Consider the following 20,842-nt stretch of genomic DNA (forward strand, 5'->3'; position numbering starts at 1 on the left):
CGCGCCGGGGTACCCCTCAAAGGTCGCGTCAGACCAGGAGGCCTCCGCCATGACCGCCCACCGCCCTTCGCTTTCCGAACTCGAACAGGGGATCCCGTTCGAGCAGCGTCATATCGGGCCCGATCACGAGGCCCAGGCGAAGATGCTCGCCCAGGTCGGGTACGGCTCGCTGGACGAGCTGACCGCCGCCGCCGTGCCGGACGTGATCAAGAACGCCGACTCCCTGGAGCTGCCGGGAGCCCGCACCGAAGCCGAGGTGCTGGCCGAGCTGCGCTCGCTCGCCGACCGCAACCAGGTGCTCGACTCGATGATCGGGCTGGGGTACCACGGGACCTTCACACCGCCCGTCATCCTGCGCAACGTCATGGAGAACCCCGCCTGGTACACGGCCTACACGCCGTACCAGCCGGAGATCTCCCAGGGCCGGCTGGAGGCCCTGCTGAACTTCCAGACGGTGGTCGCCGACCTCACCGGGCTGCCCACCTCGGGTGCCTCGCTGCTCGACGAGGGCACGGCCGCGGCCGAGGCCATGTCCCTGTCGCTGCGCATGGGCAAGAACAAGAAGGGCGTCTTCGTCGTGGACGCGGACGCGCTGCCGCAGACCATCGCGGTGATCGAGACGCGGGCCGAGCCGACGGGCGTGGAGGTCGTCGTCGCCGACCTGAGCGACGGCATCCCGGCCGACCTCGCCGCGCGTGAGATCAACGGCGTGCTCATCCAGTACCCCGGCGCCTCCGGTGCCGTACGCGACATCAAGCCGGTCGTCGAGCAGGCGCACGAGCTGGGCGCGCTCGTCACCGTCGCCGCCGACCTGCTCGCACTGACCCTGCTGACCTCGCCGGGCGAGCTGGGCGCCGACATCGCCGTCGGTACGACCCAGCGGTTCGGTGTGCCGATGGGCTTCGGCGGTCCGCACGCCGGCTACATGGCGGTCCGCGAGAAGTTCGCCCGCAGCCTGCCCGGGCGGCTCGTGGGCGTGTCCGTGGACGCCGACGGGCACAAGGCCTACCGGCTGGCCCTGCAGACCCGTGAGCAGCACATCCGGCGCGAGAAGGCCACCAGCAACATCTGCACCGCGCAGGTGCTGCTCGCCGTGATGGCCGGCATGTACGCCGTCTACCACGGGCCCGAGGGGCTCAAGGCCATCGCGCAGCGCACGCACCGGTACGCCACGATCCTCGCCGCCGGGCTCAGGGCCGGCGGGGTCGAGATCGTGCACGGCGCCTACTTCGACACCCTCACCGCGCGCGTGCCCGGCAAGGCCGCCGAGGTCGTCGCCGCAGCCCGGCAGGGCGGGGTCAACCTGCGGCTCGTCGACGCCGACCACGTCTCCATGGCCTGCGACGAGACCACCACCCGCGCCCAGCTCGGCGCCGTGTGGACGGCGTTCGGAGTCGAGGGCGACGTCGAGGCGCTGGACGAGGCCGCCGAGGACACCCTGCCCGAGGCGCTGCTGCGCGGCGACGGCTACCTGACCCACCCCGTCTTCCACGACCACCGTTCCGAGACCGCGATGCTGCGCTATCTGCGCAGGCTCGCCGACCGGGACTACGCGCTGGACCGGGGCATGATCCCGCTGGGCTCCTGCACCATGAAGCTCAACGCGACCACCGAGATGGAGCCGGTCACCTGGCCCGAGTTCGGCCAGCTGCACCCCTTCGCGCCCGCCGAGCAGGCACAGGGCTATCTGACCCTCATCCACGAGCTGGAGGATCGGCTCGCCGAGGTCACCGGGTACGACAAGGTCTCGCTCCAGCCCAACGCCGGATCGCAGGGCGAACTGGCCGGACTGCTAGCCGTACGCGCCTACCACCGGGCCAACGGCGACGCGCAGCGGACCGTGTGCCTGATCCCGTCCTCCGCGCACGGCACCAACGCCGCCAGCGCCGTCATGGCCGGGATGAAGGTCGTCGTCGTGAAGACCGCCGGGGACGGCGAGGTCGACGTCGAGGACCTCCGGGCGAAGATCGCACAGCACCGCGACGAGCTGGCCGTGCTGATGATCACCTATCCGTCGACGCACGGTGTGTTCGAGGAGCACGTCGCCGACATCTGTGCCCAGGTGCACGAGGCCGGCGGCCAGGTGTACGTCGACGGCGCCAACCTGAACGCCCTGGTCGGGGTTGCCAAGCCGGGCCACTTCGGCGGTGACGTCTCGCACCTCAACCTGCACAAGACCTTCTGCATCCCGCACGGCGGCGGCGGCCCGGGCGTCGGCCCGGTGGCCGTACGGGCCCACCTGGCGCCGTACCTGCCCAACCACCCGCTGCAGCCCGCCGCCGGGCCGGAGACGGGCGTCGGACCCATCTCGGCCGCGCCGTGGGGCTCCGCGGGGATCCTGCCGATCTCGTGGGCCTACGTCCGGCTCATGGGCGGCGAGGGCCTGAAGCGCGCCACCCAGGTGGCCGTCCTCAGCGCCAACTACGTCGCCAAGCGGCTGGAGCCGCACTTCCCCGTGCTCTACACCGGTCCCGGCGGGCTGGTCGCGCACGAGTGCATCATCGATCTGCGGCCGCTGACCAAGGCGACCGGTGTGAGCGTCGACGACGTCGCCAAGCGGCTGATCGACTACGGCTTCCACGCGCCCACCATGTCGTTCCCGGTGGCCGGCACGCTGATGATCGAGCCGACCGAGTCCGAGGACCTCGGCGAGCTGGACCGGTTCTGCGAGGCGATGATCGCCATCCGCGCGGAGATCGACAAGGTCGGCGCCGGGGAGTGGACCGCCGACGACAACCCGCTGCGGGGTGCTCCGCACACCGCCGGTGCGCTCGGTGGGGAGTGGAAGCACGGCTACACCCGGGAAGAGGCCGTCTTCCCGGCCGGGGTGTCCGCCGCCGACAAGTACTGGCCGCCGGTGCGCCGGATCGACCAGGCCTTCGGTGACCGGAACCTGGTGTGCTCGTGCCCGCCGCTGGACGCGTACGAGGACTGATCCGGTACGGACCTGGCAGAGGAGGCCCCGCTTCGGCGGGGCCTCCCGTGCGTCTACGCCGGGTACGCGTGCGTCTGGGTGGCCTTCACCGTCGCCCAGACCGTGGCGCCGGGGTGCAGGTCCAGTTCGGCCGCGGCGACCGTGGTGAGGTCGGCGGCGAGGGGGAGTTCGCCGGTCAGGTCGGCGCGGATCTGGTCGCCGTGGGTTTCGAGGCCGGCGACCTCGCAGCGCCAGAGGTTGCGGGCGCTGGCGCCGGTGGGGCGGTCCCGGAAGAGGGTGACGGCGCTCGGCGGGAACGCGACGAAGGCGTCACCGGCGAGGTCCTCCGTGGTGCTGATCGAGGGGCCCGCCTCCAGTTTGACCGTGTGGCCCTCGGCCCGGCCCCGGTAGAGGTTGAGGCCGACCAGATGGGCGATGTAGTCGGTGCGCGGGTGGCGGGCGATGTCGGCGGGGGTGCCCTCCTGGACGACCCGGCCCTGTTCGATGACGACCAGGCGGTCGGCCAGCACCATGGCGTCCAGCGGGTCGTGGGTGACCAGGACGGCCACGGCCTCGAACTCGGCCAGATGGCGGCGGAGCTGGGACCGCACGTCCAGGCGGGTACGGGCGTCCAGCGCGGCCAAGGGTTCGTCCAGGAGCAGCAGGCGGGGGCGGGTGGCCAGGGCACGGGCCAGCGCGACGCGCTGCGCCTGGCCGCCGGAGAGACGGCGGGGCTTGGCGCCGGCGTGCTCGGCGAGGCCCATACGGTCCAGCCACTTGGCGGCCTGGGCACGGGACTCTGCCTTGGTCGCGCCGTGGCAGCGGGGGCCGAAGGCGACGTTGTCGAGGGCCGTGAGGTGGGGGAAGAGGAGGTAGTCCTGGAAGACGACGCCCACCGGGCGGGATTCGGGCGGTGTCCCGTCCAACTCCTCGCCGTCGAGCCGGAGACGGCCGGAGGTGAGGGGGGTCAGGCCGGCGAGGGCGCGGAGGGCGGTGGTCTTGCCCGCGCCGTTGGGGCCCAGCAGGGCGACGACCTCGCCGGGGGCGGCGGTGAGGGTGAGATCGAGGTGGAAGGCGGGGCGGGCCACGACGAGATGCGCGTCGAGGCCGTCGGGGATCGGGTCTGTCATTTTTCCTTACGCCCCCGCCATCCACCGGTCCCGCAACCCCGCGAGCACCGCGATCGACACCGTCAGCAGCACCAGGCTGAGCGCGATCGCCGCCTCGGGATCGTTCTGGAGGGCGAGGTAGACCGCGAGGGGCATGGTCTGGGTGCGGCCGGGGAAGTTGCCGGCGAAGGTGATCGTCGCTCCGAACTCGCCCAGCGCGCGGGCCCAGGCCAGGACCGCGCCGGCCGCGATGCCGGGGGCGATGAGGGGGAGCGTGACCCGGCGGAACGCGGTGAAGCGGGACGCGCCCAGGGTCGTGGCCGCCTCCTCGTAGCGCGGGTCGGCGGCGCGCAGCGTGCCCTCGACGCTGATCACCAGGAACGGCATCGCCACGAAGGACTCGGCGACGACGACCCCGGCCGTGGTGAACGGGAGGGTGATCCCGAACCAGGAGTCCAGCCACTGGCCGACCACCCCGTTGCGGCCGAGGGCGAGCAGCAGGGCCACACCGCCCACCACCGGCGGCAGGACGAGGGGGAGGGTGACCAGCGCCCGTACGAGACCCCGGCCGGGGAACTCCGTGCGGGCCAGCAGCCAGGCCAGCGGAACGCCCAGCACCAGGCTCACGGCCGTCGCCGCCGTCGCGCTGAGCAGGGAGAGCTGCAGGGCCTGCCACACCTCCGTGCTGGTCAGCAGCGACGGGAGGCTGCTCCAGGGGGCACGCAGGAGGAGGGCCAGCAGGGGCAGCAGGAGGAACGCCAGAGCTACCGCTCCGGGGAGGAGGAGCGGTAGCGGTACGGCTGTCCGGACGCGCCGGCGTCGCGGGCCGCCCCGGAGGGTCTCGGCCACGGCGCCGGACTCGTCGGCCTTCGTCACGGCTTGAGGAACCCGGCCTGGTTCAGGACCTGCTGGCCCTCGGCGGACTGCACGAGCGCGATGAACGCCTTGGCCACCGCCGCGTTGGGGGCGTTCTTCAGCAGGGCGATCGGGTACTCGTTGATGGCGTTGGCGGACTCGGGGAACTCCACGCCCTCCACCTTGCTGCCCGCGGCCTTCACATCCGTCTTGTAGACGACGGCCGCGTCGGCCTCCTTCAGCACGACCTTGTTGAGGGCGGACTTCACGTCCTCCTCGTAGGAGGCCGGGGTCAGCTTGAGCTTGCCGGCGTCCAGGGCCTTCTGTGCGGCGGCGCCGCACGGCACCGTCTTGTCGCACAGCACGACCTTCAACGAGGACTTGGTGAGGTCCTTCAGGGAGGAGATCCTGTCGGGGTTGCCCGGCAGGGTGGCGATCTCCAGCTGGTTGCGGACGAAGGTGGCAGGCGTGGTGGCGGTGTCGTTCTTGGCCGTCACCAGCGCCATGGTCTTGGCGCTCGCGGCGGCGAAGACGTCGGCCGGCGCACCGCTGGTGATCTGCGCGGCGAGGGTGTCACTGCCGCCGAAGCTGAAGTCGACGGTGGTGCCGGGGTGCGCCTTCTCGAAGTCGGCCTTCAGCGTGGTGAAGCTCTCCTTGAGGGAGGCCGCGGCGAAGACGGTGATCGAGCCGGACAGCTTGGGCGACGCCGACGACGAGGTGTCGGACTTCGTCTTCGCGGACGAGTCGTCCGAGGACGAGGACGAGCAGGCGCTCAGGGCGAGCAGGGCCGCGACCGAGGCACCGGCCACCTGGAGCGTCCGACGGGTCCGGCGCACGGAACGGGTCATCACGAGTGAACTCCTCTGAAGTCAACTGAAATAGCTGTCGCGCCCTGCTGCGACCTGTGTATCAGCCGCCTGGCGATGATACTGCCGCATTTGCCAGGCGTAAGTCTTCTGTCACATCGCATGAGCTGCATACTTGTGACTTGAGCCTGGCATGTGCGTTTGTACGGTGAGGTGCCGCGGGTACCGTCATCCGGGAGGTGGCCGCACATGACGCTCGCCGAACTCGTCCTCACCGGAGACCTGGCACGGCCCGCTCGGCTCACCGTGTCCGACCTGCTGCGCTGGCCCCAGCACCGGGCACGGGTCAGCTTCGAGTGCGCCACCAGCGGCGTCCAGCACCACGGCTTCACCGGCCCGCGGCTGTACGACGTCCTCGCCGATGCGGGCCCGGGCTTCGACCCAGCCCGGCGCAAGGACCGGCTGCGCTTCCTGATCGCGGTCACCGGCGCCGACGGCCACCACGCGCTGCTCTCCTGGGCCGAGATCGACCCCGATTTCGCGCACGCTCCGGTTCTGCTCGGTGTGAGCATCGACGACACCCCGCTGGACCGGGCGGGTCCGCAACTGGTCCTGCCCCAGGACCGCTGCGGGGCCCGGCACATCAGCGGCATCCGGGCGATACGGGTGGACGGGGGGTACGACGGCTGGCATCCGGTGCCCGCCGCACCAGGTCATGCGTCAGCGGCGGCTCAGTGAAGCACGCCGGCCACCGACCTGCCCGGCGCCCGGACCGCTCACCTCGTCACACGCGGTCGATGTGCACGTTCGTCGACTTCACCCGGGCCGTGGCCTCCATGCCGACCTCCAGGCCGAGTTCCTCGACGGCCTCGCGGGTCAGGAGGGAGACCAGGCGGTGCGGGCCGGCCTGGATCTCGACCTGGGCGGCCACGTCACCGAGCTTGATCGCGGTGACGATGCCGGGGAAGGCATTGCGGACCGAGGTGTAGGAGGCATCCTCGTCGCCCGAGCCGGACTTGGCCACTTCGACGGAGAACGCGGCGAGGTCCTTGCCGTCGATGAGCCGTCGGCCGCCCTCGTCGCGATGGGTGGCCATCCGGCCCGCGTCGGCCCAGCGGCGGGCGGTGTCCGGGCTGACGCCGAGCAGCCGTGCCGCCTGGCCGATCGTGTAGGAAGGCATGGGCTCACGATAGGGCCGGATGGCGGGGCACGCGGACATCGGGCCGCTGGTCAGCTGAGGCCGGACGCCTCAAGGACCGCGCGTGCGTTCGTGTCGTCGATCTCGTGACCGAGCCGGGCGAGCACCTCGGCGCCCCGGCGCAGGGTGCCGCGTTCCAGGGAGCGCCGCACACCGGTGTCCAGTTCGTGCCAGAGCAGGGGGTTGGCGTGCAGGACGTACGGGTCGAGCTCCAGCCGGTTGCCGGCGAGGTCGCGCAGGACCAGGTGGGTGGAGACGTCGCCGTACCGGCCGACGTAGACGAGACGGTCGGTACGGACGGTACGGCGGCGGAGCGGGCCGTGCACGGTCAGCCAGCCGGGGCCCGCGGTGACCCGGGCCGGCAGCAGCATGCTGAGGATCGCGGCCGACAGGGCGACCCAGAGCAGGGCGCGGGCCGGGGTGAGGGTACCGGCGTCCCAGTCCACCAGGAGCGTGAGGCCGCCGAAGCCCAGGGCGCAGCCGAGGGCCAGGCATGCGCTGCCGCGCCAGGTGCGGTCACCGGACGCCCGGACTCTGCCTCTTCTGTCCTCCATGAGGCCGACGGTAGGGGCCGGTGGGCGCACAGGACCGGCCCCTGACACGCTTCTTATGCGGACCGAGCGGTTATTGACGGGATCCTTACGGCACGCGCGCACCCCTGGGACACGGGCTCAGCCCGTGTGGACGCGCGGCCGCCGGGCGCGGTCCGGCTCCGCCTCGCGCAGCACCTCCCGGGTGACCGGGGCGACCTCGCCCTGGCCGAAGAGGAAGAAGCGCAGGAAGTTGGCGAACGGGCCGCCCTCGGTCCACTCGAAGTAGATGTGCGGGATCGAGCCGGTCTCGTCGCGGACGTGGAGCAGAAGCGCGGCCAGGGCGTTGGGAATGGAGGCCGACTCCAGGGTCAGGACGCGGTAGCGGTTGTGCAGGACCTCGCCGCGGACGGTCAGGCCGGCCTCGAACTCGGAGGGGTCGGTGACCGTGACCTCGACGAAGACGAAGTCGTCCTGCTCGGGCATGTCGTTGTCGGCCCGGATCTGCTCGACCTTGTCGCGGTACTCGGCCATGTCACGGCGGTCCGGCTCGTTCGCGATCAGCCGGATCTTCCGGCTGGCCATATCCCTGACGAACCGTTCCGCCATGTCGTCGAGGGTCACGCTCGTCACGCGCAGCTCGAAGGCGCGGGCGAGCCGGGACAGCAGCGAGACCAGGATGATGCCGACGATGAAGCAGGCACCGATCTTCACGCCGTCCGGGCGCTCGATGACGTTGACGACCGTCGTGTAGAGGAACACCGCCGAGATGACCGCGAAGCCTACGGTCCACTTGCGCTGGCCGGCCTTGCGGGCGGCGATGGTCACGGCGATCGCGGCGGAGCTGATCAGCACCAGCACACCGGTGGCGTAGGCGCCGCCCTGCGCGTCCACGTTGGCGTCGAAGATCCAGGTGACGAGGAAGGCGATCAGGGTGAAGACGATGACCATGGGGCGTACAGCGCGGGCCCAGTGCGGGGCCATGCCGTAGCGGGGCAGGTAGCGGGGCATCAGGTTGAGCAGGCCGGCCATGGCGGAGGCGCCGGCGAACCACAGGATGGCGATGGTCGACACGTCGTAGACCGTGCCGAAGGCGCCGCCCAGGTACTGGTGGGCGAGGTAGGCGAGGGCACGGCCGTTGGCGGCGCCGCCGGCCTTGAACTCCTGCTCCGGGATCAGCAGCGTGGTGATGAAGCTGGTCGCGATCAGGAAGCAGCTCATGATCACGGCGGCCGTGGTGAGCAGCTTCTTGGCGTCCCGGATCCGGCCGGTGGGCTGCTGCTCGGTGTCTTCCGGGTCGCCCTTGACGTGCGGCATGACGGCGACGCCGGTCTCGAAGCCGGACAGGCCCAGGGCGAGCTTGGGGAAGATGACGAGGGCGACGCCGATCATGACGAAGACGTTGCCGTGTTCGGCGGTCAGGGCACTGGTCCAGTCGGTGACCACGTGTTCGGCCGTGAGGACGTGGTAGAGGCCGACGATCACGACGACGACGTTCAGCGCGAGGTAGATCCCGACCAGGGCGACCGCGACGCCGATCGCCTCCAGGAAGCCCTTGAGGAAGACCGCGCCGAGCAGGGCCACCAGGAACAGCGTGATGATCATCTGCTCGCCGTGCAGGGCATTGGTCAGATGCGGGTTCTCCACCAGGTGGGTGGCGGCGTCGGCGGCCGACAGGGTGATGGTGATCAGGAAGTCGGTGGCGGCGAAGCCGAGCAGGGTCAGCACGAACAGCTTGCCCTGCCAGAAGGAGAGCAGCCGCTCCAGCATGGCGATGGAGCCTTCGCCGTGCGGGCTCTCCTCGGCGACCCGGCGATAGACCGGCAGAGCGCCGGCCAGGGTGACGATGACCAGCACGATGGTCGCGATCGGCGACAGCAGGCCGGCCGCGAGGGCGGCGATGCCGGGCTGGTAGCCGAGAGTCGAGAAGTAGTCGACACCGGTCAGGCACATCACCCGCCACCAGCGCTGGCCCTGGTGCGCGGGTTCCGGCTGCGCATGGGGGCCGGTGTGCCCGCCGCCCTTGCCCATGTCGGACAGCCCCTCCAGCATCCAGGCGCGCAGGCGACTGGGAGGGGGATGTTCGGTCGTGGCCATGGGGCTGGCTCCTGGTGTCCGGCGAGGTGTGGTGCGGGGCAGTTCGATTTCCGGCCATCACGCGGACGGCGGCACCAGCGTAAGCAGAGAGTGACGCGTGGGCCCACGGATAGGCGTGGGCTGGGCGTCAAGGCTGCGTTAAGAATGGCCTGGCGGGGGGTGGTCGAGCATCAAGAAGGGGTGGCTCGGAGGCCGTGACGAGGCGTTCGGCTGTACGAGGGACGACAAGCGGGAGCACGGCACCGGACACCGAGCGTTATCCCTCACGCCTCACGCCTCACGCCTCACGCCTCACGCCTCACGCCTCACGGCGCACGGGGCTACGCGTCCGTCGGCCTCGCCTCCTCCACCGTGATCAGGTCGCGGCGCAGCTGTCGGTGGACCAGATCGGCCGACTCGGCCGTACCGTCGTCGGTCGGACGGTCGCGGGCGGCGTCGAGGCGGCCGTGGCGGACCATGTGTGCGGTGAATCCCTGTTGGGCCGGCCGCCCCGGCTCGGCACGGACGCCGGGCCCGGGGCCTGGACCGGAGCGGCCGGCCGGAGGGCTGGACCGAGCTGTGCGCGTACGGCAACGGGCGCTACCTCGGTCGGTTCATGTTCACGCCGGGACCCGGGCCGGTGACCGCGGGACAGGCGGCGACCCGCGTTCTTGGCATGTTCTTGACGGATATTTGAACGGGGGTCAGGTGCCCGGCCGGAACCGGCGTCGCGGCCGGTGCCGTTCAGGCTGATGTGACGTCAACCCTCCCCGTACCAGCGGCATCTGGAGAGAGAACCGGGCACATGGTGATCTGCGGCGACGACGGGCTCGCGCACCGGCTCGCCGTCGAACTGGACGCCGTCTGCGGGGAGGTCGTCACCGTCGTCATGCCGTCCGCCGCCGATGTCCACGGCGGCCAGGTCGCCGCCCTGCACCGCGACCCGGGCTCCGCGGTCCACCTGCACGTCTCCAGCCGCCCCGACGAGGCCACCCTGCGCGCTGCCGGCGTCGAACGGGCCGCGGCACTCGCTCTCACCTACCGCGACGACCAGGTCAACGTCACCGCCGCCCTGCTGGCCCGTACCGTCAACCCCTCCGTACGGCTGGTCGTGCGCATGTTCAACCGGGAGCGCGGCAGCCATCTGGAACGGCTCCTGGACCGGGCGGCGGGCCTGGGCGACGGCCCCGCCGCGGACACCTCCACCACCGTGCTCTCCGACGCCGACACCGCCGTACCGGAGCTCGTCGCGGCCGCCGCCGTCGGTCACGGCCACACCCTCCAGGTCGAGGGCAAGGTCTTCCGCGGGGTCGTACGGCCGGCGGGCACCCCGCAGCACGCCACCGACCTCGCCACCCTCGCCGTGCTCTCCGGCGCTCACGAGGACGATCCGGCCAGCGAGGACAGCGCCGAGACGGCGGGTGAGGACGGCACCCAGCTGCTGCCGGACGACCAGACGGCGTACCACCGGCAGTTCACCCACGGCCGGCTCATGCTGGAGGAGGTCATCCATCGCCACACGGCCGAACCGGCCCGCCGCACCTGGCACTTCAGGCCGCTGCGCTGGGTACGGGCGCGGCTCGCCCACCTGCCGTGGCGGGTCTTCCTCTCCCGCCAACTGGGTGCCGTCTACGGTTCCTTGGCGGCCGTGGTCATCGCGCTGGCCACCGCCACCGCGCTCTTCGCCGACGAACACCCCTGGTGGAAGAACTTCTACCTGCCCCTCCTGGACATCTTCACCATGGGCGATCCGGCCACCGAGGAGTCGCCCGCCCGCCGCATACTCCAGCTCGTCGCCGGCTTCGTCGGACTCGCCGTGCTGCCACTCGTCGTCGCCGCGACCATGAACGCCACCGAGGCGTTCCGCACCGCCTCCGCGAACCACCCGCCGGGGGAGGAGGTCAGCGGCCATATCGTCCTGGTCGGCCTCGGCATGGTCGGCACGCGCGTACTCGACCGGCTGCGCACCACCGGTCACCGTGTCGTGGCCATCGAACGTGACCCGCGCGCCCGGGGCGTCGCCCTCGCCCGGGATCTCGGCGTCCCGCTGATCCTTGAGGACGCGACCGCCCCCGGAGTGCTCGAACTCGCCCGGGTCCGGCAGTGCCGGTCCCTGCTCGTCCTCACCCGTGACGACGGCCAGAACCTCGACATCCTCATGGCCGTCCGGGAGTACAACCCGGAGGTGCGGGTGGTGGCCCGGCTCTACGACGACGACTTCGCCGCGACCGTCCAACGCACCCTGCGGGCGTCGTACCCGGACGCGCTGACCCGCAGCAGGAGCGTTTCCGCCCTGGCCGCACCCTCCTTCGCCGCCGCCATGATGGGGCGTCATGTGCTGGGCGTGATGCCGGTGGAACGGGGGTCGCTGCTGTTCACGTGCGTGGACGTGGCCGGGCATCCGGAGCTGGAGGGACGGACCGTGCACCAGGCGTTCCGGCGCCGGGAGTGGCGGGTGCTGGCGGTCGGACCGGTCGGTGGCGGGACGGGGGTCCCGGGGGCGGACGCCTTCGACTGGCGGCCGGCGCAGGGGCGGGTACTGGTGGCGGGGGACCGGGTGGTGATGGCCACCACGCGGCGGGGGCTCGATGTGCTGATGACGGGAGTGGTGGGGACGGGCTGAGGCGGGTCTACTCCAGGCCCGACGCCTTGAACACACCCAAGGCGTTCTCGCGGTCGACCTGTTCGCCGAGGCGGCTGAGCGCCAGCGAGCCGCAGAGCAGGGTGCCGGCCGCGGCGGCCCTGCGGGCCCCCTCGTCGACGCGCAGCCAGAGGTCCGGGTTGTCGACGAGCACCCGGGGGTCGAGTTCGAGGCGGCCGCCGAAGGTGTCCCGGAGCAGCAGCCGAGGGGAGATGCCGTCCAGGCAGCGGACGGAGACCAGGAGGTCGGTGCGGACCCTGCGGGTGCGCAGCAGCCGGCGTGAGGTGAGCCAGCCGTCGCCGGCGCGGACCCTGGCGGGGCAGAGGACCGTGAAGAGCAGCAGGGCGAGCGCGGTCCAGAGGGCGCCGCGCCACCAGGTGAGCGTCGAGGCCCCCCAGTCGATCAGGAGCAGGAGGGCCAGCAGGACGCCTGCGCAACGGGCCGATGCGTAGACGTCTTTGGACCAGCGGCGGTCCTCGGAGTGCTGCATGGGGTGAAGGTAGGGAGTGGGGGACGACGGCGTCAGCAGGTGTGGCATGTCTTTGACGGGACTCTGACGGGTCGCGGGTCACTGCGGGGCGGTGGGGGTGAGGGCTGGTCGCGCCCACGCGGCGGTGGCCACACGTCAGATACTGACCCGCGCCCCTTTCGGGGGGTGTGGTCGTCTACACCATGGTGGGGCGGCCGCCGGTCGCGGCGGTCCGGGACGGGCGCGCCCGGCTGCTGGTGGGCCGGGAGTCACCGGAAGACATGCGGAGGCGGGACGTGGGGCCGTAGGCCGGTGGGGGTGACACTGGTGGCGACCTGACCCACCCGGCCGTGATGAGGTCCCGATGGCGTATGGCCTGGCACGTCGTGAACTGAGACCGCGTGTTCCGCTGCGTCCCGGCGAAGGCGAGAAACACCATCTGACCAGCCTGGAGGGGCTCGCCGCGCTGTCGTTGGACGCGCTGAGCTCCGTGGCGTACGGCCCCGAGGCGATCGTGCTGGCGCTGGTGGTCGCCGGGACCGGGGCACTCACCGCGACCCTGCCCATCACCCTGGCGATCACGTTCCTGCTCGCGGCACTCGTGGTGTCGTACGGCCAGGTCATCGCCGTTCACCCGGACGGCGGTGGCGCCTACGCCGTCGCCAAGGCGGACCTCGGTGCCACCGCGAGCCTGCTGGCCGCCGCCAGCCTGGTCGTCGACTACGTGCTCACCGTCGCCGTCAGCCTCGCCGCCGGTGCCGACGCGCTCGCCTCCGCCTTCCCGGCCTTCGCCCACGACAAGCTCGTCGTCTGTCTGATCGGCCTGGCCCTGCTGGCGGCCGTGAATCTGCGGGGCGTCTCCGAGAGCGCCCGGGTGCTGATGCTGCCGACCGTCCTGTTCATCATGGCGATCCTCGGCGTGATCCTGCTCAGCCTGCTGCGCGGGCACCCGGTCGCCGTCGTCGGCACCGCCCAGCCCGTGCACGCGACCGAGGCGCTGACCGCGCTGGTGATCCTCAAGGCGTTCTCGTCCGGCTGCTCGGCCCTGACCGGTGTGGAGGCCATCGCCAACGCCGTCCCCACCTTCCGCACCCCCAGGGTCAGACGCGCCCAGCGCACCGAGCTGATGCTGGGCGGACTCCTCGGGACCATGCTGATCGGCCTGGCGGTCCTGATCCACCGCGACCATGTCGCCCCGCGCGGCGGGGTGACCGTCCTCGCCCAGCTCACCGCGGGCGCCTACGGCACCGGCTGGCCCTACTACGCCACCAACCTCCTGGTCACCCTGGTCCTGGGCCTCGCCGCCAACACCAGCTTCGGCGGACTGCCGGTGCTGATGAGCCTGCTCGCCCGCGACAACCGGCTGCCCCACATCTTCGGCCTGCGCGCCGAACGCCCCGTGTACCGCTACGGCGTGGCCGCCCTCGCCCTGCTCGCCGCCCTGCTCCTGCTCGCCACCGACGCCGACACCCACCGCCTGCTCCCGCTCTTCGCCATCGGCGTCTTCATCGGCTTCACCCTCAGCCAGGCCGGCCTGGTCCGGCACTGGGCGACCGAGCGCCCGGCCGGGTGGAAGCGCCGGGCGGTCATCAACGGGACCGGCGCCCTGCTCACCACCCTCGCCGGGGTCATCCTGCTGTTCACCAAGTTCCTCGCCGGCGCCTGGGTGGTGGTGATCGCGGTACCGCTGATGATGCTGTTGTTCGCCCGCATCCAGCGCTACTACACGGAAGTGGGGGAGGAGTTGGGCCTGGGGCGGGTGCCGGAGCCGCCGCCCCGGCGCACCGGGAGCCTGGTGATCGTGCCGATCGGCGAGGTCAGCAAGCTCGCCCGGCATGCCCTCGGTGCGGCCCTCGCCCTCGGCGACGAGGTGGTCGCGGTCGCGGTGCACGGCGATCCCGCCAAGTCCCGTGCGCTGGAGGAGGCCTGGGAGCGCTGGAACCCGGGCGTGCGCCTCGACGTCATCGACAGCCCGCACCGCTCCCTGGTCCAGCCGATCGTCGACTACGTCCAGCGCGCCGCCGAGGACGGCCGTCAGGTCGCCGTCCTGATCCCCGAGGTCGAACCCCGCCACCGCCGCTACGAGATCCTCCAGAACCAGCGCGGCCTCCTCCTCGCGACCGTGCTGCGCGCCCGCACCGACGTCGTGGTGTGCCTGCTGCCGTACCGCCTGAAGGTGTAGGAGCCCTTCTTGTCGGGCCCTGACCGTCCTTCTACAGTGCGCCTCGTAATGTTCGCCGATCTTGCCGAAACTTTCGGTGACGCGGCGGCCGGACATGAGAGGGACGCAGGCGCATGCGGACGTACGACAACCCGGTCATCCCCGGATTCCACCCCGACCCGAGCGTGTGCCGGGTGGGGGAGGACCACTACCTGGTGTGCTCCAGTTTCGAGTACTTCCCCGGAGTCCCGCTGTTCCACAGCCGGGACCTGGTGCACTGGCGGCAGATCGGCAACGTGCTGGATCGGCCGCTGCCCGAGGACACGCCGGCCTCGGGCGGGATATACGCGCCGACCATCCGGCACCATGACGGGCTCTTCCACGTCATCACCACCGACGTCAGCGGCGGCGGCACCTTCCTCGTCACCGCCGAGCGGCCCGAGGGGCCCTGGTCGGACCCCGTGTGGATCGACCTGCCCGGCATCGACCCCGACCTCGCCTGGGACGAGAACGGCGACTGCTGGTGTGCCGTGGCCGGGGTGGCGGTGGCGAGGATCGACACCCGGACCGGGAAGGTGCTGGAGGGGCCGCTGCCGATGTGGTCCGGGACCGGGCTGCGGGACCCGGAGGCTCCGCACCTCTACCGGGTCGGGGGGTGGTGGTATCTGCTGGTCGCCGAGGGCGGTACGGCCCTCGGGCACGGTGTGTCCGTCGCCCGCGCCCGCTCGCCGCGCGGCCCCTGGGAGCCCTCGCCGGGCAATCCGCTGGTCTCCCACCGGGGTACCCGGGAGCCGGTCCAGTGCATCGGGCACGCCGACCTCGTGCAGGCGGCCGACGGCAGCTGGTGGGCGGTGCTGCTCGGCACCCGGCCGCGCGGCTGGTTCCCGGAGTTCCACGTCCTCGGCCGCGAGACCTTCCTGGCCCCGGTGGAGTGGGTGAACGGCTGGCCGCGGATGGGGCCGGTACGGGAACGCCACCCGGCACCCGCCGCCTGGCACCCGGTCGAACAGCTGCCGGCGCGGGACGACTTCACGGCTCCCGCCCTCGCACCGCAGTGGATCTCCCCGCGCAGCCGACCGGACGGGTCCTGGTCGCTGACCGAACGCCCCGGGTGGCTGACGCTCACGGCCACCGGGGACAGCCTCGACCGGCCCGGGCACACCTTCGTCGGCCGTCGCCAACAGCATCCCGACTGCCGTGCCGCCGCGCTGCTCGACCCGGGCTCGGGGCGCGCGGGTCTCTCGGTCCGTATCGACGAGGCGCACCACTACGACCTGGAGGTGGGCGGGGGAGTGGTGAGCGTCGTCGCGCGGATCGGGCCGCTGCGGCAGCGGATCGCCGAACACCCGGTACCGCGGGGCCCGGTGACCCTCGTCGTCGAGACGCGTACGGACCGGGTGCCGCCGCCCACCGCGACCGCGCCCGGGGCGGACGTGCCCGGGGCGGAGGTGCCGGGCGGGGTCCGTCCCGCCGGGCCCGACGCCGTGATCCTTTCGATCGAAACGCCCGACGGCGCCGTTCGGCTGGCCGAACTCGACGGGCGGTATCTGTCCACCGAGGTGGCGGGCGGCTTCACCGGCCGGGTCATCGGCATGTACGCCACCGAGGGGCGGGCCGCCTTCGACTGGTTCGAGTACGCACCCATGACCTGATGCGCGACACCTTGACGCTCCTGATCCGCCTTTCTAGAGTCGCCGTTCGGAACGTTCGGTGAAAACGTCGAATGTTTCGATGCGGCCGACCTCCGCCAGGCCGTCGAGAGTTCGGTTGATCCAGAGCCAACGAACCAGGACGGCGTCGGTCGTCCCGTACCTCAAGGAGCGCATCATGGGCGACCCGGCACTGTCCCGTCGCGGATTCCTGGCGGCCACCGCGGCCGCCGGACTGGGCGTGACCGCCCTCAGCGGCTGTGGCTCAGGCTCCGACGGAGGCTCGTCGTCGGGGAAGGTCACCGTCGAGTGGTGGAACATCTCCACCACCCAGCCGACCAAGAGCGTCTGGGCAACCCTCGCGAAGAAGTTCGAGGCCCAGAACCCGCACGTGAAGCTGAAGATCGTGCAGCTGGAGAATGACGCCTACAAATCCAAGATGACGGCGCTCATAGCCTCCGGGAAGCTCCCGGACATCTTCCACACCTGGGGCGGTGGCGTCCTCAAGCAGCAGGTCGACGCCGGTCTCGTCGAGGACCTCACCGATCACACCAAGCCATGGGCGGACGGGATGCTGTCGGTCGCCAAGCAGCCGTACCTCATCGACCAGAAGCTGTACGGCATCCCGTTCGACATCGGCATGATCGGCTTCTGGTACAACAAGGCGCTCTTCAAGAAGGCGGGGATCAGCGAGCCTCCCGCCACCTGGAGCGGATTCCTCGACGCCGTGAAGAAGCTCAAGGCCGCCGGTGTCACCCCACTCGCCCTCGCGGGCAAGGAGAGCTGGACGGGCATGTACTACTGGGCGTACCTGGCGATGCGCACCGCCGGGCTCGACGCCCTCCAGAAGGCCAACGAGGACAAGGACTTCACCGGCACCGGGTTCGTCCAGGCCGGACAGCACCTGAAGGACCTCGTCGGTCTCCAGCCGTTCCAGAAGGGCTTCCTCGGCGCCGCCTACTCCTCGCCCACCGGCCAGGCGGCCACCGTCGGCAACGGCAAGGCGGCCATGGAACTGATGGGCCAGTGGGCCCCGGTGGTGGAGGCGGACGCGGGGAAGGGCCTCGGCTCGGACCTGGGCTTCTTCCCGTTCCCGGCGGTCGACGGCGGCAAGGGCGCCATCACCGAGGTCTTCGGCGGTGGCGGCGGGCACGCCCTGCGCAAGGACGCCCCGAAGGAAGCCGTCGACTTCCTGAAGTTCTTCGCCTCCGAGGCCACCGACCTGGTGCTCGTCGAGAAGACCAACACGCTCCCGGTGGTCCCCGGTGCCGAGAAGGCGCTGAGCGACCCCAACACCAAGGCCGTACAGGCGCAGTTGAAGGCTGCCACCGGGTTCCAGCTGTACCTCGACCAGGCGTACGCGCCGGCCGTCGGCCAGCAGATCAACGACAGCGTGGCCGGGTTGATCGCAGGGTCCAAGTCTCCCGCGGACGTCACCCAGGCGATCACCAAGACCGCGAAGGAAGAGCAGTAGGCCGCCCGATGACCTCGACCTACCTGTCCGGCACGCGGTCGGGACCGGACGCCGTGCCGCAGCCGCTCCCGCCCTCGGGCCGGGCGCGCTCCCGGCACCGGCTGCTGCACTGGCTCACCGCCGTCGGCTTCCAGCTGCCCGCCCTGGCGCTGTTCGGCGTGCTCGTCCTGCTGCCGATCCTGTTCGCGCTGTACGCCTCGTTCTTCCGCTGGGGCGGCTTCGGCATGCCCTCCGACTACACCGGCACCGACAACTTCACCCGCCTCTTCCAGGACGACGTCTTCCTCGGCGACCTGTGGCGCTGCCTGGTCCTGGTCGTGCTGTCGCTGGCGCTGCAACTGCCGTTCGCGCTCGCCATGGCGGTCCTCCTCAACCAGAGGATCCGCGGCCGGGCCGTCTACCGGATGCTGTTCTTCGCCCCGTACGTGCTCTCCGAGGCGATCACCGGCGTGTTGTTCGGCATGATCTTCGCGCCGGACCAGGGGCTCGCCGACCACGTCCTGGGTGCCGTCGGACTCGACGGTCTCGGCGGGGAGTGGTTCTCCGCCCCCTCCACCGTGATGGCCACCCTCTTCCTGGTCATGACCTGGAAGTACTTCGGCTTCCACATGATGCTCTACCTGGCCGGACTCCAGTCCATCCCGGCCGAGTTGACGGAGGCGGCGACCGTCGACGGCGCGGGCCCCTGGCAGCGCTTCCGCCATGTCACCCTGCCGCTGCTCGCTCCCACCCTGCGCATCAGCGTCTTCCTGTCGGTCATCGGCTCCATCCAGCTCTTCGACCTGGTGTGGGTGGTCACCGCGGGCGGCCCCGACCACCACTCGGAGACCATGGCCGTGACCATGTTCCAGTACGGCTTCAAGCGCTACCAGGTCGGCTACGCCAGCGCGATCAGTGTGGCCATGTTCGCCATCAGCCTCGTCTTCGCCCTCGCCTACCAGCGGTTCGTGCTCCGCCGCGACCTGGAGGGCGCCACCACGAACATGAGGGGAGACGGCGCATGAGCGGCATCCGCAGGACGCCCGTACGGAACCTGCCGCTGCATCTGGTCCTCGTCCTGGTCGGCGCGGTGATGGTCGTACCCCTGCTGTACGCCCTGCTCTCCGGGTTCAAGTCGACGGACGAACTGTCCCGCAACCCGGTCGGGCTGCCCGACTCCTGGGTGACCTCCAACTACACGGACATCCTCGGTTCCGGCTCGTTCTGGCGGCTGGTCGGCAACAGCACGCTGATCGCGGTCGCCACCACCGTCCTGGTGGTCGCGGTGTCGGCGCTGGCCGCCTTCTCCTTCGCGCGGTTCGCGTTCCGTGGGCGCGAGGTGCTGTTCACGGTGTTCACGATGGGGCTGATGTTCCCCTTCGCGGTGGCCGCCCTGCCGCTGTTCCTGCTGCTGCGCTCGATGCACCTGCTGGACAACCCGCTGGGCGTGATCCTGCCGCAGGCCGCGTTCGGGCTGCCGATGACCATCATCATCCTGCGCGGCTTCTTCCGGGAGATCCCCGGGGAGCTGGAGGAGGCGGCCACCCTCGACGGCTGCGGGCCGTTCGCCTTCTTCTGGCGGATCCTGCTGCCCATGGCCCGGCCCGCGCTCGGCACGGTCTCCGTGCTCGCGGTCGTCACCAGCTGGAACAACTTCTTCCTGCCGCTGCTGGTCTTCACCGACTCCACCTGGTGGACGATCCCCATCGGCGTGCAGCAGTTCCAGGGCCAGTACTCCACCGAATACGCCCGTGTCTTCGCCTACCTGGTCCTCGCCATGGTTCCCGCCCTGGCCTTCTACTCGGTCGCCGAACGCCAGCTGGTCGGCGGCCTCACCGCCGGCGCCACCAAGGGCTGAACCGCCTTACACTGACAGGAGTCGCACGATGTCCCGTACACGTCTCAGACTCGCCGGTGCCCTCGCGGCCGTCCTGGTGGCCGCCGGAGTCGCCACCGGGCCCGCCGCCCAGGCCCATGACCGGCAGCCCACCCTCGCCGAACTGGCCCAGCGCCACGGCCGGTACTTCGGCAGCGCCACCGACAACCCCGAACTCACCGACACCGCCTACACCGGGCTGCTCGGCAGCGAGTTCGACATGATCACGCCCGGCAACGGCATGAAGTGGTACGCCACCGAACCCGAACAGGGCGTCTTCGACTGGACCAACGGCGACCAGATCGTGAACCTCGCCCGCAAGAACCACCAGAAGGTCCGCGCCCACACCCTGGTCTGGCACAGCCAGCTGCCGGACTGGCTCACCTCGCGCACCTGGACGGCCGACGACCTCAGGGCGGTACTGAAGAAGCACATCCAGACCGAGGTACGGCACTACCGGGGCAAGGTCTACTCCTGGGACGTCGTCAACGAGGCCTTCAACGAGGACGGGACCTACCGCGAGACCCTCTGGTACAAGACGCTCGGCCCCGGCTACATCGCGGACGCGCTGCGCTGGGCCCATCAGGCCGACCCGCACGCCAGGCTCTACCTCAACGACTACAACATCGAGGCCACCGGCCCCAAGAGCGACGCCTACTACGCGCTCGCGCAGGAGCTGAAGGCCCGGCATGTGCCGCTGGACGGCATCGGCTTCCAGGCCCACCTCGCGCTCCAGTACGGCTATCCGTCCACCCTGGAGGAGAACCTCCGCCGGTTCTCCCGCCTAGGCCTGGACACCGCGCTCACCGAGGTCGACGTGCGGATGCAACTGCCCGCCACGGCCGAGAAGCTGGCCGAACAGGCGACCTGGTACGCCGATCTGACCAAGGCGTGCCTCGCGGTGCGCCGGTGCGTGGGCATCACCGTGTGGGACTACACAGACAAGTACTCCTGGATCCCGGCGTTCTTCCCCGGGGAGGGCGCGGCCCTGCCCTGGGACGAGCAACTCGCTCCCAAGCCGGCCTACTTCGCACTGCGCGCAGCACTCGGCTACACGGGGTAGTCACCCCCGGACATGCGTCGGGGCCGGTGCGCACCGTGTGTG

At 71.1% G+C, this 20,842-nt stretch carries 17 protein-coding genes; 9 read left to right on the plus strand and 8 right to left on the minus strand.

Features of this window, described 5'->3' with window-relative positions; all coding sequences use genetic code 11:
* Positions 1 to 49: 49 nt before the first annotated feature.
* Positions 50 to 2,935 carry an aminomethyl-transferring glycine dehydrogenase gene (gcvP, locus tag ACIRR9_RS33005; protein ID WP_403759391.1) on the plus strand — a complete coding sequence of 962 codons (2,886 nt, stop codon included), beginning with the start codon at positions 50 to 52 and terminating at the stop codon, positions 2,933 to 2,935.
* 53 nt (positions 2,936 to 2,988) lie between these two features.
* On the opposite strand, the gene ACIRR9_RS33010 is transcribed toward gcvP, so the two are convergent.
* From ACIRR9_RS33010 to modA, 3 genes are read right to left on the minus strand one after another with little or no spacing between them, the layout of a single operon-like run.
* Positions 2,989 to 4,044: an ABC transporter ATP-binding protein gene (locus ACIRR9_RS33010; RefSeq protein WP_403759394.1), complete on the minus strand. Its 1,056-nt coding sequence runs from the start codon at positions 4,042 to 4,044 to the stop codon at positions 2,989 to 2,991.
* Positions 4,045 to 4,050: 6 nt separating this feature from the next.
* A complete protein-coding gene (locus ACIRR9_RS33015; protein ID WP_403759397.1) occupies positions 4,051 to 4,899 on the minus strand; it encodes an ABC transporter permease in 849 nt (282 codons plus the stop codon).
* Complete coding sequence (gene modA / locus ACIRR9_RS33020) at positions 4,896 to 5,726, minus strand: molybdate ABC transporter substrate-binding protein (RefSeq protein ID WP_403759400.1); 831 nt, start codon at positions 5,724 to 5,726, stop codon at positions 4,896 to 4,898. The genes ACIRR9_RS33015 and modA overlap by 4 nt, the downstream gene beginning before the upstream one ends.
* Positions 5,727 to 5,933: 207 nt before the next feature.
* Here modA and ACIRR9_RS33025 point away from each other — a divergent pair, with 207 nt between their 5' ends.
* Positions 5,934 to 6,422, plus strand: a complete 489-nt coding sequence (locus ACIRR9_RS33025; protein WP_403759402.1) for a molybdopterin-dependent oxidoreductase — start codon at positions 5,934 to 5,936, stop codon at positions 6,420 to 6,422.
* A 46-nt stretch (positions 6,423 to 6,468) separates the two neighbouring features.
* On the opposite strand, the gene ACIRR9_RS33030 is transcribed toward ACIRR9_RS33025, so the two are convergent.
* The 4 genes from ACIRR9_RS33030 to ACIRR9_RS33045 all read right to left on the minus strand — a co-directional run bounded on the left by ACIRR9_RS33030 (position 6,469) and on the right by ACIRR9_RS33045 (position 9,967).
* On the minus strand, positions 6,469 to 6,864 hold the full coding sequence (locus tag ACIRR9_RS33030; protein ID WP_403260486.1) for a molybdopterin-binding protein: 396 nt from the start codon (positions 6,862 to 6,864) through the stop codon (positions 6,469 to 6,471).
* 50 nt (positions 6,865 to 6,914) lie between these two features.
* Positions 6,915 to 7,436, minus strand: coding sequence for a hypothetical protein (locus ACIRR9_RS33035; RefSeq protein WP_403759405.1), 522 nt, complete (start codon positions 7,434 to 7,436; stop codon positions 6,915 to 6,917).
* 117 nt (positions 7,437 to 7,553) lie between these two features.
* On the minus strand, positions 7,554 to 9,509 hold the full coding sequence (locus ACIRR9_RS33040) for an APC family permease (RefSeq protein ID WP_403759408.1): 1,956 nt from the start codon (positions 9,507 to 9,509) through the stop codon (positions 7,554 to 7,556).
* Positions 9,510 to 9,829: 320 nt separating this feature from the next.
* Positions 9,830 to 9,967 (minus strand): hypothetical protein, encoded by a 138-nt coding sequence (locus ACIRR9_RS33045; RefSeq protein WP_403759411.1) that lies wholly within the window; start codon positions 9,965 to 9,967, stop codon positions 9,830 to 9,832.
* 326 nt (positions 9,968 to 10,293) lie between these two features.
* On the opposite strand from ACIRR9_RS33045, the gene ACIRR9_RS33050 reads away from it, so the two are divergent.
* Complete coding sequence (locus ACIRR9_RS33050) at positions 10,294 to 12,111, plus strand: NAD-binding protein (RefSeq protein WP_403759414.1); 1,818 nt, start codon at positions 10,294 to 10,296, stop codon at positions 12,109 to 12,111.
* 7 nt (positions 12,112 to 12,118) lie between these two features.
* Here the strand turns inward: ACIRR9_RS33050 and ACIRR9_RS33055 are convergent, their stop codons facing one another.
* Positions 12,119 to 12,619, minus strand: a complete 501-nt coding sequence (locus ACIRR9_RS33055) for a hypothetical protein (protein WP_403759417.1) — start codon at positions 12,617 to 12,619, stop codon at positions 12,119 to 12,121.
* Positions 12,620 to 12,962: 343 nt separating this feature from the next.
* On the opposite strand from ACIRR9_RS33055, the gene ACIRR9_RS33060 reads away from it, so the two are divergent.
* The 6 genes from ACIRR9_RS33060 to ACIRR9_RS33085 all read left to right on the plus strand — a co-directional run bounded on the left by ACIRR9_RS33060 (position 12,963) and on the right by ACIRR9_RS33085 (position 20,800).
* Positions 12,963 to 14,780, plus strand: a complete 1,818-nt coding sequence (locus ACIRR9_RS33060) for an APC family permease (protein WP_403759419.1) — start codon at positions 12,963 to 12,965, stop codon at positions 14,778 to 14,780.
* Between the two features lie 113 nt (positions 14,781 to 14,893).
* Complete coding sequence (locus tag ACIRR9_RS33065) at positions 14,894 to 16,411, plus strand: glycoside hydrolase family 43 protein (RefSeq protein WP_403759422.1); 1,518 nt, start codon at positions 14,894 to 14,896, stop codon at positions 16,409 to 16,411.
* 175 nt (positions 16,412 to 16,586) lie between these two features.
* Positions 16,587 to 17,882 carry an extracellular solute-binding protein gene (locus ACIRR9_RS33070; RefSeq protein WP_403759425.1) on the plus strand — a complete coding sequence of 432 codons (1,296 nt, stop codon included), beginning with the start codon at positions 16,587 to 16,589 and terminating at the stop codon, positions 17,880 to 17,882.
* Positions 17,883 to 17,890: 8 nt separating this feature from the next.
* Positions 17,891 to 18,886, plus strand: coding sequence for a carbohydrate ABC transporter permease (locus ACIRR9_RS33075; protein WP_403759428.1), 996 nt, complete (start codon positions 17,891 to 17,893; stop codon positions 18,884 to 18,886).
* Positions 18,883 to 19,719: a carbohydrate ABC transporter permease gene (locus tag ACIRR9_RS33080; RefSeq protein WP_403759430.1), complete on the plus strand. Its 837-nt coding sequence runs from the start codon at positions 18,883 to 18,885 to the stop codon at positions 19,717 to 19,719. The genes ACIRR9_RS33075 and ACIRR9_RS33080 overlap by 4 nt, the downstream gene beginning before the upstream one ends.
* 28 nt (positions 19,720 to 19,747) lie before the next feature.
* Positions 19,748 to 20,800, plus strand: coding sequence for an endo-1,4-beta-xylanase (locus ACIRR9_RS33085; RefSeq protein ID WP_403759432.1), 1,053 nt, complete (start codon positions 19,748 to 19,750; stop codon positions 20,798 to 20,800).
* Positions 20,801 to 20,842: the final 42 nt, after the last annotated feature.

Origin of the sequence: Streptomyces sp. NPDC101234 (assembly GCF_044767525.1) — a bacterium.
Classification (GTDB): domain Bacteria; phylum Actinomycetota; class Actinomycetes; order Streptomycetales; family Streptomycetaceae; genus Streptomyces; species Streptomyces sasae.

Bases quoted from the DNA above. Each gene is read 5' to 3' on its own strand.
- ACIRR9_RS33040 (WP_403759408.1), bottom strand. From the start codon at position 9,509: ATGGCCACGACCGAACATCCCCCTCCCAGTCGCCTGCGCGCCTGGATG.
- ACIRR9_RS33045 (WP_403759411.1), bottom strand. From the start codon at position 9,967: ATGGTCCGCCACGGCCGCCTCGACGCCGCCCGCGACCGTCCGACCGAC.
- ACIRR9_RS33075 (WP_403759428.1), top strand. From the start codon at position 17,891: ATGACCTCGACCTACCTGTCCGGCACGCGGTCGGGACCGGACGCCGTG.
- ACIRR9_RS33070 (WP_403759425.1), top strand. From the start codon at position 16,587: ATGGGCGACCCGGCACTGTCCCGTCGCGGATTCCTGGCGGCCACCGCG.
- modA (WP_403759400.1), bottom strand. From the start codon at position 5,726: ATGACCCGTTCCGTGCGCCGGACCCGTCGGACGCTCCAGGTGGCCGGT.
- ACIRR9_RS33060 (WP_403759419.1), top strand. From the start codon at position 12,963: ATGGCGTATGGCCTGGCACGTCGTGAACTGAGACCGCGTGTTCCGCTG.
- ACIRR9_RS33080 (WP_403759430.1), top strand. From the start codon at position 18,883: ATGAGCGGCATCCGCAGGACGCCCGTACGGAACCTGCCGCTGCATCTG.
- ACIRR9_RS33050 (WP_403759414.1), top strand. From the start codon at position 10,294: ATGGTGATCTGCGGCGACGACGGGCTCGCGCACCGGCTCGCCGTCGAA.
- ACIRR9_RS33065 (WP_403759422.1), top strand. From the start codon at position 14,894: ATGCGGACGTACGACAACCCGGTCATCCCCGGATTCCACCCCGACCCG.
- ACIRR9_RS33025 (WP_403759402.1), top strand. From the start codon at position 5,934: ATGACGCTCGCCGAACTCGTCCTCACCGGAGACCTGGCACGGCCCGCT.
- gcvP (WP_403759391.1), top strand. From the start codon at position 50: ATGACCGCCCACCGCCCTTCGCTTTCCGAACTCGAACAGGGGATCCCG.
- ACIRR9_RS33030 (WP_403260486.1), bottom strand. From the start codon at position 6,864: ATGCCTTCCTACACGATCGGCCAGGCGGCACGGCTGCTCGGCGTCAGC.
- ACIRR9_RS33055 (WP_403759417.1), bottom strand. From the start codon at position 12,619: ATGCAGCACTCCGAGGACCGCCGCTGGTCCAAAGACGTCTACGCATCG.
- ACIRR9_RS33035 (WP_403759405.1), bottom strand. From the start codon at position 7,436: ATGGAGGACAGAAGAGGCAGAGTCCGGGCGTCCGGTGACCGCACCTGG.
- ACIRR9_RS33010 (WP_403759394.1), bottom strand. From the start codon at position 4,044: ATGACAGACCCGATCCCCGACGGCCTCGACGCGCATCTCGTCGTGGCC.
- ACIRR9_RS33085 (WP_403759432.1), top strand. From the start codon at position 19,748: ATGTCCCGTACACGTCTCAGACTCGCCGGTGCCCTCGCGGCCGTCCTG.